This window comes from Bradyrhizobium sp. 142, from assembly GCF_023074015.1.
Taxonomy (GTDB): Bacteria; Pseudomonadota; Alphaproteobacteria; order Rhizobiales; family Xanthobacteraceae; genus Bradyrhizobium.
On record NZ_JADPKQ010000232.1, the window covers coordinates 1 to 14,460 of the forward strand.

The window sequence follows — 14,460 nt, forward strand, 5'->3', positions numbered from 1 at the left end:
GGGGCGCGCCTTCGAGTGCGTCAAGACAGATGAGATGGCGTCCCGACCTGCTTGATCCTCGCGCCGTGCTCGGGGCCGTCAAGGCGCAGCCTGGCAGCGGTAGAGCAAGCCGTCAGGACAGCACGACGGCCGGCCTTGACGGCCCTTGCGCGCGGCGCGTCTGCGCGCGCAGGCCGGGACGAAGGAACGACCGCCAGGCACGAACAAAGGAACAGTGCGAAGTGAGGAGCTATCGATGACGTAACCAACATCCCTTACCCGCCGAGGTCTGCGAGAGGATGAGACGACGATGGAGGATCGGTCTTCCCGGCGCATGCGAACACTGGTGACCCGAATGGCCCCTTCGAGGCCTGTCCGCTAATTAGCTCGAATGCGCGCTGATATCCATGATGGCCCGGAGCACAACACGCTCCAATCAGAGGCCGGATACATTGATGCAAGACCGCATCTGCCAGGTTGACGAAACCTCTTGCAACGCGCGGCCGGACCATACAATTGGGTCAATCGCGCCGGTGCATCCTTCCCGCGATTACTTCCGGTCAACCCCGGTGAGCTGACCTCTTTAGCAGCCATCGCAAGGTCTGAAATGAGCTATGAGCGGAATCACAAGCCTGGCGCAGTCAGTCGTTCGCCCGGGCCGAGAAGCGATGCCGGGACTTCCATCCGGGCGAACTCGCCGTCTTGAGGTTAATGACCGGCAGAACTTTCAGAGGGTTGCCCGATCGGAAGCTATCGCGCACATGGACGCGACCCCGTCAGGCTTGCTGACGTAGAGATCGCTCTCCAGGACGAATTGCATGCTCTCAAACATCGCATAGAAGCGTGAGCTTGGCCCGAGAGATACAGTTCCGATTGATGGAAATTCACCGTATCTCCGCATCTCCGCTATTTTGTATTGAGCCGCAATTCTATGGCGGCGATCTCGAAACGAGGTTTTGCATGACCTCTCAGTCTTGGATCAGGCGGCTCTGCGCACCGCTCGTCGCTCTAATTTTGATCGTCGGGCCGGTGGTTTCGTCGGTACGCGCTATTGAGGATGCTCGAAAGGTTGGCGTGGTATCCTTTGGCCTTTTCGGCGATCAAGGCGTGTTTAGAGCGGAGGCGACTGGCGCAGCTCAGGTCGTAGCGGGGCGTTTCGAGACTGGCGCGATCGACGTACAATACAATTCGAAGGAAGGCGGAAGTGCAACGATCGAAGCCCTGACCAGGTCGTTGCAGGTTGCAGCCAACCGCCTGGATGCCGAGAAAGATGTTCTCTTTCTGATTCTCACCTCCCATGGCTCTCCCGACGGCCTTGCAATCAAGGCGGGGCGGCTCACGCAAACGCTGACGCCGTCTCGTCTCGCTGGCATACTCGCGAAGACTGGTGTGCGACACAAGGTGGTGGTCATCTCGGCTTGCTATTCCGGGGTCTTCATCCCACGCCTCGCGAACCCCGATGTGCTGGTCATCACCGCGGCCGATGCCAATCATCCGTCGTTCGGCTGTCAGGATAAGGCGAAGTGGACCTATTTCGGTGATGCCTTTTTTAACGTCGCGCTCCGGCGAGCCGTAAGCCTGAAGGATGCGTTTCTCGATGCGCGCCTGCTTATCCGTAAGCGAGAACTGCGGGAGCAGTTCGAGCCATCGAACCCACTCATGGCAGGCGGTGAAAACGTGCAGCCATTACTTGTCGCGCGCATCAACGGAAGCCGCCAACCTTGACGTTAAACCAACATTTGGTCGACTGATCCCAATTCACGAGGCCCAACCTACCTAAGTATGGTCACTTCATACCCGCGCGCAATGGCCCAACCAAGTGCTCGGTGCTACCTATAAATCCGGATACAACGCAACGGAACCGGCCCTTCGAGCCGGCAGTTGCAGGACAAGGTCGGCGGCGTAGCGCCCGCCGGCCTTTCTCACGATCTAGCGGCGCTTTGCCGCTCAAGGTGTCTACTGCCACAGTTGACTGCGGAGAAGTACGCCATGAGAAACATCGCCGATCTCCTGATGCGGTTCTGGCAGGGAAGCCAACCCGCGTCCAATACTCAGGTTGCGGCTATGGCGGAAAACCGAGATCGATCCAGCATGGCTGATTTTGTCCGGATCCTGCAGGCCTACGATCAAGCCCAGTAGGGCAGGAGTTAGGGGCGACCGCGTCAGTCCGTGATGCGGACGTCCGAGCAAACTAAAGCCAAGACCTGAGACCGCACTGCGTCCAGGTTTTATATCTATCACGTTCGTTCAGGGTCTTTCGCGTCGATCGCGACGGCATCCCAGTATCTCTCCTTTGGCGCCGCCAACGGACATCAACCCATGTCCAGGATTACGGTGATAGTGCACCTAACTGACGGTCTGAGCCGCGTTGAGTGCCTATCGCCGCAATTCCAGAAACGGATGTGTGATTGATAAGGGGCTACTCAATGCTGATGGCGCGAACGACACGGATTGCCCCTTATCGGGCAGCGGAGCAGAACTAACGGGTTCCGGCCGATTTGCCGCGCCTTGCGGCATCCACGATGTCCATTTGCTTTTGCAGGGGCCACCTGCGGAGATCCCAACGGATCTCATCCTGCCGAGAGGCCGGGATTGAACGCAGCGGCCGCATGCGGCCTCAAGAAGTCTCTGGCCGTGCCTCGAGTAGTCTCTGGCGTGCCCAGCGCTTCACTCGGTCGCTGCTGTGCTGGCAAAGGTCTCCTGCAGCTAACAAGGAAGCGAAGCTGCCGGTCATTCCACTCAGGGCTAACGATCGTGCCATCATGCCCCTGTTTTGCCCGACGGAGCAAACGGGATTTCGTGAAATCGAAAAAGCCAAATCCCGCCACGCCCCTGGCTACTGTGCATGGGGTTGTTTTTGCACTTTTGGTTTGTCAGTTGCCGATGTCCCGGGCCGGATCCACTCCCGCCGCGCCGAGCGCAGCCTGAGCAGATGCCTCAGCTATCCACCTTCAGCGCGGCAATGAAGGCTTCCTGCGGGATGTCGACCTTGCCGAACTGCCGCATCTTCTTCTTGCCTTCCTTCTGCTTCTCCAGAAGCTTGCGCTTGCGCGTGATGTCGCCGCCATAGCACTTTGCGGTGACGTCCTTGCGCAGCGCGCGCACGGTCTCGCGGGCGATCACCTTGCCGCCGATCGCCGCCTGGATCGGGATCTGGAACATGTGCGGCGGGATCAGCTCCTTCATCCGCTCTACCATAGCGCGGCCGCGGCCTTCGGCGCGGGTCCGATGCACCAGCATCGAGAGCGCATCGACCGGCTCGTTGTTGACGAGGATCTGCATCTTGACGAGATCGGCCGGCTTGTAGTCGGTCAGATGATAGTCGAACGAGGCGTAGCCCTTGGAGACCGACTTGAGGCGGTCGTAGAAATCGAACACGACTTCGTTGAGCGGCAGATCGTATTTCACCATGGCGCGGGCGCCGACGTAAGTGAGCTCCTTCTGCGAGCCGCGGCGGTCCTGGCACAGCTTCAGGACGCTGCCGAGATAATCGTCAGGGGTCAGGATCGTCGCCTCGATCCACGGCTCCTGGATCTCGGCGATCTTGACCACGTCGGGCATGTCGACGGGATTGTGGATCTCGAGCTCGCTGCCGTCGGTCAGCTTCATCTTGTAGATCACGCTCGGCGCGGTCGCGATCAAATTGAGATCGAACTCGCGCGACAGCCGCTCCTGGATGATCTCGAGGTGCAATAGCCCGAGGAAGCCGCAGCGGAAACCGAAACCGAGCGCGGCCGAGGTCTCCATCTCGAACGAGAAGCTGGCGTCGTTGAGGCGCAGCTTGCCCATCGCGGCGCGCAGCGTCTCGAAGTCGTCGGCGTCGACCGGGAACAGGCCGCAGAACACCACGGGGATCGCCGGCTTGAAGCCCGGCAGCATGTCGGTGACCGGCTTCCTGTCGTCGGTGATGGTGTCGCCGACGCGGGTGTCGGCGACTTCCTTGATCGCGGCGGTGATGAAGCCGATCTCGCCGGGGCCGAGCTCATCGACCTGCGTCATCTTCGGCGTGAAGAAGCCGACGCGCTCGACGTCGTAGGCCGCGCCCGTGCCCATCATGCGGACGCGGCTGCCCTTCTTCATGACGCCGTCGACGACGCGGATCAGCACGACGACGCCGAGATAGACGTCGTACCAGCTGTCGACCAGCAGCGCCTTCAAGGTCGCCTCGCGGTCGCCCTTCGGCGGCGGCAGGCGCGTGACGATGGCTTCCAGCACATCGGGCACGCCGAGCCCGGTCTTGGCCGAGATCATCACCGCATCGGAGGCGTCGATGCCGATGACGTCCTCGATCTGCTGCTTGACCTTCTCGGGCTCTGCGGCGGGAAGGTCGACCTTGTTCAGGACCGGCACGATCTCGTGATTGTTGTCGAGCGCCTGGTAGACGTTGGCGAGCGTCTGCGCTTCGACGCCCTGGCTGGCGTCGACCACCAGCAGGGAACCTTCGCACGCCGCCAGCGACCGCGAGACTTCGTAGGCAAAGTCGACATGGCCGGGCGTGTCCATCAGGTTGAAGATGTAATCCTTGCCGTCCTTGGCGCGGTAGGCGAGCCGGACCGTCTGCGCCTTGATGGTGATGCCGCGCTCGCGCTCGATATCCATGGAATCGAGCACCTGCTCCTTGCCCGCCATCTCGCGGTCGGTGAGCCCGCCGGTCATCTGGATCAGGCGGTCGGCCAGCGTCGATTTGCCATGGTCGATATGGGCGACGATGGAGAAATTGCGGATGTTGGAAATGGGGACGGTCGTCATGGGCGCGGGATACCACTCACATCCCCGTGCGGCAACCATATTGCTGTATTTTCAGGGGCTTTCTTCACGCCAAGCTGATTCCACGAAGGGCCAAAACGCGCTACGCAACGGCCCATGTCCATCACTTCGATCCCATCCGCCCGGGCGCGCGCGAAGACCCGGGTGAGCTTTGGCCGCTTCCGGGCCTGGCTGGTTGCCTGCGCGACCCGCCCCGAGGCCCGCCTCTGGCTGGTGATCCAGCTTGCCATCCTGCATGCGGTGCTCTGGACCTTCATCCTGATCAATCTCAAGGCAGCGCAGGACGTTCACATGGACGTCGCGGAAGCCTATGGCTGGGGGCAGAAATTCCTGCTCGGTTACGGCAAACACCCGCCGTTGTCGGGCTGGATCGCCGGCCTCTGGTTCAAGGTGTTCCCGGCGGCGGATTGGGCGACCTACGCGCTCGCGATGGCGATGGTCGGCGTCGGCATGGTGATCTGCTGGCTGCTCGCGCTGCGCGTGGTCGATGCACGGCGCGCGTTCCTGGTCGTGGTGATGGTCGCGCTGTACCCGATCTTCAATTTCAAAGGTTTCAAGTACAATCCGGACCTGTTGCAGCTCGTCACCCTGCCGCTGCTCGTGCTCGCTTATCTCAACGCCTTCGAGAAGCGCAGCTGGCGTTCCGGAATCTTGCTCGGGCTCGCCGGCGCGCTGGCGCTAATGACCAAATACTGGGTGCTGACCATGATCGGCGCCATCGGCCTCGCCGCGCTGATCCATCCCGAGCGGCTGAAATTCCTGTTGTCGCCGGCGTCCTGGGTCGCGATCGCGACGCTTGTCGCGGCGATGATCCCGCACATCGTCTGGCTTGCGGACGCGCATTTCGTGCCGCTGACCTATGCCGGCGACACCTACAGCATCGAGGATAGCGGCCAGGTGCATCAGCTCGTGCTCGGCTATGTCCTGCACAATGTCGCACTGCTGGCCCTGCCGGTGGCGCTCGCAGCGCTCGCAATGGCGCTGGTGCCACATTGGTTCACGCTGTTGCTGCGCGCGCCGCTGCGCATCGCCACGCGGGCCTGGGCGCGCGGCGCCAATCCCGGCGTCAACCTTTCACAGGCGCTCAACGTCTGGATCGTTCAGATCATCGTCGCGGTCGGCCCGCCGCTCGGCGCGCTGGTCTTCAGCATCTACTTGAAGACCGACTGGGGCATCTCGCTGTTCTTCCTGGTGCCGCTGGCGCTGGTCGCGATCCCCGCGTTGCGGGTACAGAGTGCGGTCCTGTTCAACATCGCCGCGATCTGGCTCGTGCTCAGCGCCGCGACGCTCGCCGCTTCGCCCTGGATCGCCGCGCGCGAGATGTCGGTCAATGCCGACAATACCGCGACCTATGGCGCGCGCTCGGAGCTCGCACACGAACTGACGCAGGCCTGGCACGCGCGCTTCGCCTCGCGCTGGGCGGTCGTCGCCGGCACCATGGAATCGATTCAGCCGATGGTGTTCTACAGCCCGGATCATCCCGGCGCGTTCACGCCGAACGAGGCCTGGAGTTCGGGTCTGACCTCGCTCGAGGACGTCAAGACGTTCGGCTTCATCGGCGTGTTCGATCCAACCGACGGCCGCCTGCCTGCGTTCGAGAAGTGGATTTCCGAAACCGCGCCGAATGCCGAGCGCATCGTCATGACGACGCGCCGCTTCACCCACGGCAAGCCCGGCCCGTCGATGACCTGGAACATCTACATCGCGCCGCCGGGGAAGTAGCGAGATCTTGTAGGGTGGGCAAAGCGAAGCGTGCCCACCGCTTCTGTTGCAAGTAACGGGAGATGGTGGGCACGGCGCGACGCGCCTTTGCCCACCCTACAGCGGCTTCTCTAACGTGGCCGCTAGATTCCTTCCTCGTTGAACTTGCTCTCAACGAGTTCCGTGATCGCGGCCAGCGCGGCTTCAGCATCATCGCCGGCGGCCGCCACCGTGATCGTGGTGCCGGGCCCTGCGGCGAGCATCATCAGGCCCATGATCGAGGTGCCGCCGACGGTCTCGCCGCCGCGCGTCACCCAGACCTGCGCATTGAAGCGCTCGACCGCCTGGACGAACTTTGCGGAAGCGCGGGCGTGCAGGCCACGCTTGTTGATGATCAGGAGCTCTTTGGAAATCGCGCCCGCGGGCACGCCTGTCCCGGTCTGGTTTCCGAGCGGCGCGTCGTCGCTCATTTGCCGGCGAGCACGCGGCTGGCGATCGTGACGTATTTGCGGCCCGCTTCCTGGGCCATCGCGATCGCATCGGGCAGCGAACGCTCCTCGCGCACCTTGGCAAGCTTCACCAGCATGGGAAGGTTGATGCCCGCGAGCACCTCGACCTTCGGCCGGCTCATACAGGATATTGCAAGGTTGGATGGGGTGCCGCCGAACATGTCGGTGAGGATTGCAACCCCGTCGCCGGAATCGACGCGGTTAACCGCCTCGATGATGTCGCTTCGACAGAGATCGGAATCATCCTCGGCACCGATCGTGATCGCTTCGATTTGCTTTTGTGGGCCCATCACATGTTCAAGCGCTGCCTTGAATTCGTCGGCAAGGCGCCCGTGGGTCACAAGTACTAGACCAATCATCGGAAAACTCCTCGCGGGCGCTTTTGGTGCACCGCACGAACGCGCCACTTTGACCATCCAGAGCCCCCGCGCAAGAGGGGATGTTGCGTATCTCCCTGAATCTAGACGGATGGATGAGGGGAGCTGCGCCGGTCTATTCGGTCGCGATAGTGGGGTTCATATGGTTACCATTTCCCTTCAAACAATCGCCGGGAGGGTTAACCGAAGATGAACTCTTGGTAGTGGTCAAGGCCGCAACAACCAGTGGGAGGGGCGAATAGCCGCGAGCGATCGGGATTCGCGGTATTTCGACACCGGAGATGCTTATTTTCAACGATTCGGGCGGCGGCAGGCGTTCCGCGTCGTCCGCGTCCAGATCGACCACGAGGCCGACGGTCGCATGCTCCACGAAGTCGCAGCGCCGGATTCCCAGCCCCCGCACTTCGATCAGCCCGGCCAACACGTGGACGGGGCGAACCACAATTTCATCGCCGACTGTCGCAAGATGGACACGGTCGTCACCGACCAGAACGGCCCTTTCGACCACCCCCGCGCGCCCTGCCATGATCAAATCGAAGGCAAGCCGCGACTTGCCAGCGCCCGAGGGCCCGCGGATCAGCACCGCCAGATTCCCGACCTTGACGGCGGAGGCGTGAACGCTGAGGCCGCCTTCGCTCATAGCGCCGGCAGCCTCACCACGAAGTGCGCGCCGGCAACCGTCGGCGCGCCGTCAGCGTCCGCGGGGCCTGCGCGATTCTCGGCCCAGATGCGTCCGCCATGGGCGTCGATGATCTGCTTGGAGATCGACAGCCCGAGGCCGGAGTTCTGGCCAAAACCCTGATGCGGACGGTCGGTGTAAAAGCGCTCGAAGATGCGCTCCAGCGCGTCGTCGCGGATGCCGGGGCCGTCGTCGTCGACCACGATTTCGATTTCCCCGCGCACGCGGCGGCAGGTGAGGCGCACCTTGCTGCCGGGCTCGGAGAAGGACTGTGCGTTGGAAAGCAGGTTGGAGACGACCTGCCCGAGCCGCGAATCATGACCAGTCACTGCGAAGATGTCGGTCGGGCTGCGGCCCTCGAAGCGCGCCTCGACCGCAACGTCGTGACCGAGTTTGGTCTCGTTGGCGACCGACACGAGCGTCGTCAGCAGGCGGCGCAGATCGACTGGAATGGCGTCCTGCCGCTGCAATTCGGCATCGAGCCGACTTGCGTCCGAGATGTCGGAGATCAGCCGGTCCAGCCGCTTGACGTCATGCTCGATCACTTCGAGCAGGCGGGCGCGGCTGTTCTCGTTGCGGGCAAGCGGCAGCGTCTCGACCGCGGAGCGCAGCGAGGTCAGCGGGTTCTTCAGCTCATGGGCGACGTCGGCGGCGAACATCTCGATCGCCTCGATCCGCTTGTAGAGCGCGTTGGTCATGTCGCGTAGCGCGCCGGAGAGATGGCCGATCTCGTCGCGGCGGCGGGTGAAGTCGGGGATCTCGACGCGGCTCTTGATGCGGCGGCGGACCCGCTCGGCACTGTCGGCGAGCCGGCGCACCGGGCCTGCGATGGTGCTGGCGAGCAGCAGCGACAGCATGATCATGACGGCGGCGGCGACGCCGCCCACTTTGAGGATCGCGAGGCGCTCGGCCGTGACCATCTGGTCGATGTCGTCGCCCTGGGTGGACAGCATCAAGGCGCCGTGGATGGCGCGCGAGCGCAGCACGGGGACCGCGACCGAGACGATCACCTCGCCGCGCGGATTGACCCGCACCATCGAGCGCTTCTGGCCCTGGAGCGCATCGCCCACTTCCGCATAGCCGTTGCCGTTCTCGGGCCCGAGCTCGCGATAGAGCGGCAGGTCGCCGCGGTTCAGCCAGGTGCGCACTGCGACCATGCCGCGCTCGACGATGCCGGGCTTCTCGGCGGAGGGCGGCGGCAGATCGTAGCGCAGCACGTTTTCGAGGTTGCGGCTGTCGAGCAGCAGGCTGCCGTTGGGATCGTAGATGCGGGCGCGCGTCTTGGTCGGTGAGATCAGCGTGCGCAGCACCGGCGCCACGCGCTCCGGATTGATCGGGAAATCCAGCGGCGAATAATCGTCCGGCCCGCCATAAGTCTCGCCCGGCTTGAGGTCGAGCAGCCGGTCGGGGTCGATGGTGATGGCATTGGTCTGCACGGTTGCGGAGGCCGCGATCGCGCCGGCGATGATCTCGGCCTGCACCAGCAGGCTCTGCGCGCGCGCGTCGATCAGGCCGGCGCGGAACTGCGACAGGTACAGGATGCTCGCGACCAGCGCGACGAGGCCCGCCAAGTTGAGCGAGACGATGCGGCGGGTCAGGCTCGAGAAGGACAGCGCGAAGAAGAACTGCCCGGCGCGCTTCAGCCAGTTGAGCGGCCGCCAGCCCTGCGCGACCGGCTTGTCCTCGGCCACGTGCTCCGGGCCGCCGCCGGATGCGATATCCTCGGCGTTCTGATTGGAATGAGGCTGCGTTCGGTCAAGCAATGCTTAAGCCCGCGTTGGCACAGCTCGTGCGATCAAGTCCCCGCATCCTAGAGCCATCCCGGTCCCGATGGAATCAGAACCGGCGATGCCCTCGTCGTTCGTGAAGGCGCGCGCGCCTCAGGCTTCCTTGAAACGGTAGCCGACGCCGTAGAGCGTCTCGATCATCTCGAACTCGTTGTCGACCACCTTGAACTTCTTGCGCAGCCGCTTGATGTGGCTGTCAATGGTGCGGTCGTCGACATAGACCTGGTCGTCATAGGCGGCGTCCATCAGCGCGTTGCGGCTCTTCACCACGCCGGGCCGGGTCGCCAGCGCCTGGAGGATCAGAAATTCGGTAACTGTCAGCGTCACCGGCTCGTTCTTCCAGGTGCAAGTATGCCGTTCCGGATCCATGCGCAGCAGGCCGCGATCGAGCGCCTTGGCGTCGTTCTCCTTCGGCGCGACGGTCGGGTCCTTCGGCGCCGAGCGGCGCAGCACCGCCTTGACGCGCTCGACCAACAGCCGCTGCGAGAACGGTTTGCGGATGAAATCGTCGGCGCCCATCTTGAGGCCGAACAGCTCGTCGATCTCCTCGTCCTTGGAGGTGAGGAAAATCACCGGCAGGTCGGATTTCTGCCGCAGCCGGCGCAGCGTCTCCATGCCGTCCATGCGCGGCATCTTGATGTCGAGGATGGCAAGATCGGGCTGGGTGGTGCGGAAACCGTCCAGCGCAGAGGCGCCGTCGGTGTAGGTCATGATGCGGTAGCCTTCCGCTTCCAGCGCGATCGAGACGGATGTGAGAATGTTGCGGTCGTCGTCGACCAAAGCGATTGTGGGCATGAGCCTGCTTTCTGCTTTCCGTTTGGATCGTGGCTTAAACGGCGAGCAATTCAGTGATGCGCCGCATACATGGGTCCCGAACTTGGAGTTCGAACTTTGTCACCGAGCAATGCAAGCTGGGCTGAAGTGTGACCAAGTTCCGCGAAACACGGCAGATCCGCCGCATGTCGACCCATAACCAGACCCCGTTTACCCGAAAAAAGGCCCCCCTTGCAACCACCTGACCCGAGAAACCCATGGAACCGACCCCCGATTTCGACCCCGGAAGGCTCGCCAAATCGCTGCTCAGGCGTTCCCGGCAGGGCGCCTTAGCAACGTTGATGGCCGGCAGCAGCGATCCCTATTGTTCCCTGGTCAATCTGGCGAGCCACCCCGACGGCTCTCCCATCCTCCTGATCTCGCGCCTGGCCGTTCACACCAGGAATATCCTGGCCGATTCCAGGGTCTCCCTGATGCTGGACGAGCGGGCGGCGGGCGATCCGCTGGAAGGCGCCCGGATCATGCTGTCCGGCCGGGCGGAACAGGCCGACGCCGAGACGGACCTGCTGCAGCGGCGGTATCTCAATGCCCACCCGTCTGCGGAAGCTTTTGTTTCGTTTAAAGATTTCTCGTTCTTCCGGGTTCGGCCCACGGCAACCCATCTGGTCGCTGGCTTTGGGCGCATCGTCGATCTCAAACCTGAGGAGTTCCTGACGGACCTCACGGGCGCCGAGGATCTGCTGGCGGCAGAGGAGGGGGCGGTCGAGCACATGAATGCCGACCATCGCGACACCATGGGCCTCTATGCGACAAAGCTCCTCGGCGTGGCTGAGGGCGACTGGCGCTGCACCGGCTGCGACCCCGAGGGCATCGACATGCAGGATGGCCAGACCGCGCTGCGGCTGGAGTTCCCGGAGCGGGTGACCAGCGGCACCGCGCTGCGGAAGATGTTGGTCCGCCTGGCGGGCGAAGCGCGCGCAAAAGCCGACTAGCGATAAATTGAACGCTCCGCACATTCAAGCGTTCGCTTGCGATCCGAGACAAGGTGCTGAGCCCGGATCATCCCGACGTCGCGCGCTGACTCAACAATTTCGCCGGCCTCTACGAGCATCAGCAGTGCAATGCCGATGCCGAGCCGCTCTATCGCCATGCTCTTGTTATCCGCGAGCGAGCGCAGCGGATTGTTGAACACGCTCGCCGTCGAGTTGGCCGATTACGCCTCGCTGTCCAACCCGTTGCCGCCGGCGGTGAAGCACATCCAGGCATTGTTGTCGGCCGATGAGGCGATGACGATCTATTCCGTACTCGGTGGAAGGAAATCCAGCTTGGTGCAGACGCGCCGGCGCGGAAGGTCGCCGCCTTCCGCAGGCGCCTCAATCCCGCGCAGGAAGGACCCGCCGACGGGCGTGCCACTGGCGGCAAGTTGCAGTGTGCACCATCGCGACCAACGCTTACATCGACTTCCGGCGCAGTGCGGGCGTCGATCATGCACGCCGGCTCCCGCAGCTGCTCCGATACAGCGGACGAGCTGAGCGCGGTGGCAACGGATGTCGGTATCATCTCGGCCGCGATGCCAGCGAGACGATGCTCAAGCGTGCAGCGCTTGCTCAATACAACATCATTTGGGTTGCCACCCGCGGACTCGTCGCCGGCGATATCAAGGATGTGGGCGAGCCGTCGCTCGCGCTCTCCATTCCCGATCAGCCGTCAGAGCTCGACGATGGCCTGCTGACCGCAAGCGAAGTCGCACAGCTCAAGCTCGATGACATCGTCACCACGCACGCCTATCCCGCCATCTGGGCGCCGTTCGCGGTCATCGGCGGAGGTGCAGCACGTTAGACCGGTCTCGTGATTGTGCGTCGCAATAACTCTATGTAACGCTGAATCGCGCATTTGGTTGCGCGATCATCCGCAATTTCTTGATGCGCGTGCTCAGAGCAGACATGCGCGACGTTTGGCGCGGTCCTTGAATAAACCAAATCCTGCGGGATCAGCTTGGCAACACCAGAGTTCATCATTATTAGATCGTCCAGCCGAGGCCGGATGGCCTATTATTCACGGTGACCGCGGCGGCGCCAAAGCATGATCGCGCTGAGTGTCGCGGCTTCGAGGAGGATTTTTCGTGCAAGAGACGGGCGTGCGCAACGGTGCCTTCGGCGCCGACAAATTCGGTTTAAGGAATCTCAAACGGGTTCACTGGAATCTCGGCGCGCCACAGCTTTATCAATACTCCCTCTCCGAGGGCGAGGCGGTGCTGTCCGCCGACGGCGCGCTCTGCGCCGACACCGGCGAGTTCACCGGCCGCAGCCCGAAGGACAAGTTCACGGTGCGTGACGCCACCACCGACAAGAAGATGTGGTGGGCCGGCAACCAGTCGATCACCGCCGAGCAGTTCGAGACGCTCTACCAGGACTTCCTCAAGCACGCCGAAGGCAAGAGCCTCTTCGCGCAGGATCTCTACGGCGGCGCCGATCCGGCGTACCGGATCAAGACCCGCGTCTTCACCGAGCTCGCCTGGCACTCGCTGTTCATCCGCACGCTGCTGATCCGCCCCGAGGCGGTCGAGCTGTCGAGCTTCACGCCGGAGCTCACCATCATCGACATGCCGAGCTTCCGCGCCGATCCCAAGCGTCACGGTGTGCGTTCGGAGAACGTCGTCGCGATCGACTTCGCCCGCAAGATCGTCCTGATCGGCGGCTCCTATTACGCCGGCGAGATGAAGAAGTCGGTCTTCACCACGCTGAACTACTACCTGCCCGAGCGCGGCGTGATGCCGATGCATTGCTCGGCCAATGTCGGTGCCGAGGGCGACACCGCGGTCTTCTTCGGCTTGTCAGGCACCGGCAAGACGACGCTATCCGCCGATCCCAACCGCACGCTGATCGGCGACGACGAGCACGGCTGGGGCCCGAACGGAGTGTTTAATTTCGAAGGCGGCTGCTACGCCAAGTGCATCAAGCTATCGCAGGAAGCCGAGCCCCAGATCTATGCCGCCTCGACGCGCTTCGGCGCGGTGCTCGAGAATTGCGTGCTCGACGAGGACACCCGCGTTGTTGATTTCGACGACGGCTCCAAGACCGAGAACACGCGCTCGGCCTATCCGCTCGACTTCATCCCGAACGCCTCGCGCACCGGCCGCGCGCCGCAGCCGAAGAACGTGGTGATGCTCGCCGCCGATGCCTTCGGCGTGCTGCCGCCGATCGCAAAGCTGTCGCCGGCGCAGGCGATGTATCACTTCCTCTCCGGCTACACCGCCAAGGTTGCCGGCACCGAGCGCGGTCTCGGCAACGAGCCGCAGCCGGAATTCTCCACCTGCTTCGGCTCGCCCTTCCTGCCGCTCGACCCATCCGTCTATGGCAACATGCTGCGCGACCTGATCGCCCAGCACAATGTCGACTGCTGGCTGGTCAACACCGGCTGGACCGGCGGCAAGTATGGTGTCGGCTCGCGCATGCCGATCAAGGTGACGCGTGCGCTGCTCACCGCGGCGCTCGACGGTTCCTTGCGCAACGTCGAATTCCGCACCGACAAGTATTTCGGCTTCGCGGTCCCGACCGCGCTGCCGGGGGTGCCAGCTGAGATCCTCAACCCGGTCAACACCTGGAAGGACAAGGACGAGTTCGACAAGACCGCCCGCGCACTGGTCGGCATGTTCCAGAAGAATTTTGCAAAGTTCGAAGCCCAGGTGGACGCCGAGGTGCGTGCAGCCGCGCCGGACGTCAAGCTCGCGGCGGAGTAATTTGTCCTGCTTGAAACGCGAAGGGGCGGCCGTGAGGCCGCCCTTTTTGTTGGTGTGCCGAGCATGTTCGACAGCTTGGAGGTGGAAGTCCTTTACCCAGCCTGATGGCGGCGAAGGGTTAGCGAAGCGCAAGGGCGTCATCGCGAGA

Annotated in this window: 13 protein-coding genes; 6 read left to right on the forward strand and 7 right to left on the reverse strand. The window is 63.1% G+C overall.

Annotated features, from left to right (window positions below):
* The first annotated feature begins 939 nt into the window (after nucleotides 1-939).
* Nucleotides 940-1,704, forward strand: a complete 765-nt coding sequence (locus IVA82_RS21710; protein ID WP_247388579.1) for a C13 family peptidase — start codon at nucleotides 940-942, stop codon at nucleotides 1,702-1,704.
* A 264-nt stretch (nucleotides 1,705-1,968) separates the two neighbouring features.
* The gene (locus IVA82_RS21715) at nucleotides 1,969-2,118 is read left to right on the forward strand and encodes a hypothetical protein (RefSeq protein ID WP_247388580.1); all 150 of its coding nucleotides are present in this window, start codon (nucleotides 1,969-1,971) and stop codon (nucleotides 2,116-2,118) included.
* A gap of 798 nt (nucleotides 2,119-2,916) precedes the next feature.
* Here the strand turns inward: IVA82_RS21715 and lepA are convergent.
* Entirely contained in the window at nucleotides 2,917-4,728 is a 1,812-nt protein-coding gene (gene lepA, locus IVA82_RS21720; protein WP_148745562.1) for a translation elongation factor 4, read from the reverse strand.
* 114 nt (nucleotides 4,729-4,842) lie between these two features.
* On the opposite strand from lepA, the gene IVA82_RS21725 reads away from it, so the two are divergent.
* Nucleotides 4,843-6,468, forward strand: a complete 1,626-nt coding sequence (locus IVA82_RS21725) for a glycosyltransferase family 39 protein (RefSeq protein ID WP_247388581.1) — start codon at nucleotides 4,843-4,845, stop codon at nucleotides 6,466-6,468.
* 122 nt (nucleotides 6,469-6,590) lie between these two features.
* Here IVA82_RS21725 and IVA82_RS21730 read toward each other — a convergent pair whose 3' ends face one another.
* The 5 genes from IVA82_RS21730 to IVA82_RS21750 all read right to left on the reverse strand — a co-directional run bounded on the left by IVA82_RS21730 (nucleotide 6,591) and on the right by IVA82_RS21750 (nucleotide 10,594).
* Complete coding sequence (locus IVA82_RS21730; RefSeq protein ID WP_247388582.1) at nucleotides 6,591-6,917, reverse strand: HPr family phosphocarrier protein; 327 nt, start codon at nucleotides 6,915-6,917, stop codon at nucleotides 6,591-6,593.
* Nucleotides 6,914-7,315: a PTS sugar transporter subunit IIA gene (locus tag IVA82_RS21735; RefSeq protein ID WP_024339151.1), complete on the reverse strand. Its 402-nt coding sequence runs from the start codon at nucleotides 7,313-7,315 to the stop codon at nucleotides 6,914-6,916. Before IVA82_RS21735 ends, IVA82_RS21730 begins: the two co-directional genes overlap by 4 nt.
* A gap of 133 nt (nucleotides 7,316-7,448) precedes the next feature.
* Nucleotides 7,449-7,973, reverse strand: a complete 525-nt coding sequence (locus IVA82_RS21740; protein ID WP_247388583.1) for an HPr kinase/phosphatase C-terminal domain-containing protein — start codon at nucleotides 7,971-7,973, stop codon at nucleotides 7,449-7,451.
* Nucleotides 7,970-9,775 (reverse strand): sensor histidine kinase, encoded by a 1,806-nt coding sequence (locus IVA82_RS21745; RefSeq protein ID WP_187436036.1) that lies wholly within the window; start codon nucleotides 9,773-9,775, stop codon nucleotides 7,970-7,972. The genes IVA82_RS21740 and IVA82_RS21745 overlap by 4 nt, the downstream gene beginning before the upstream one ends.
* 117 nt (nucleotides 9,776-9,892) lie before the next feature.
* On the reverse strand, nucleotides 9,893-10,594 hold the full coding sequence (locus IVA82_RS21750; protein WP_008542552.1) for a response regulator transcription factor: 702 nt from the start codon (nucleotides 10,592-10,594) through the stop codon (nucleotides 9,893-9,895).
* Nucleotides 10,595-10,830: 236 nt separating this feature from the next.
* On the opposite strand from IVA82_RS21750, the gene IVA82_RS21755 reads away from it, so the two are divergent.
* The gene (locus tag IVA82_RS21755) at nucleotides 10,831-11,565 is read left to right on the forward strand and encodes a DUF2470 domain-containing protein (protein WP_247388584.1); all 735 of its coding nucleotides are present in this window, start codon (nucleotides 10,831-10,833) and stop codon (nucleotides 11,563-11,565) included.
* On the opposite strand, the gene IVA82_RS21760 is transcribed toward IVA82_RS21755, so the two are convergent.
* Entirely contained in the window at nucleotides 11,562-11,765 is a 204-nt protein-coding gene (locus IVA82_RS21760; RefSeq protein WP_247388585.1) for a hypothetical protein, read from the reverse strand. The genes IVA82_RS21755 and IVA82_RS21760 overlap by 4 nt on opposite strands.
* A 392-nt stretch (nucleotides 11,766-12,157) precedes the next feature.
* Here IVA82_RS21760 and IVA82_RS21765 point away from each other — a divergent pair, with 392 nt between their 5' ends.
* Together IVA82_RS21765 and IVA82_RS21770 are read left to right on the forward strand one after the other, a co-directional pair.
* Nucleotides 12,158-12,412: a CHAT domain-containing protein gene (locus tag IVA82_RS21765; RefSeq protein ID WP_247493519.1), complete on the forward strand. Its 255-nt coding sequence runs from the start codon at nucleotides 12,158-12,160 to the stop codon at nucleotides 12,410-12,412.
* A 283-nt stretch (nucleotides 12,413-12,695) separates the two neighbouring features.
* Complete coding sequence (locus IVA82_RS21770; RefSeq protein WP_247388587.1) at nucleotides 12,696-14,312, forward strand: phosphoenolpyruvate carboxykinase; 1,617 nt, start codon at nucleotides 12,696-12,698, stop codon at nucleotides 14,310-14,312.
* Nucleotides 14,313-14,460 lie beyond the last annotated feature (148 nt).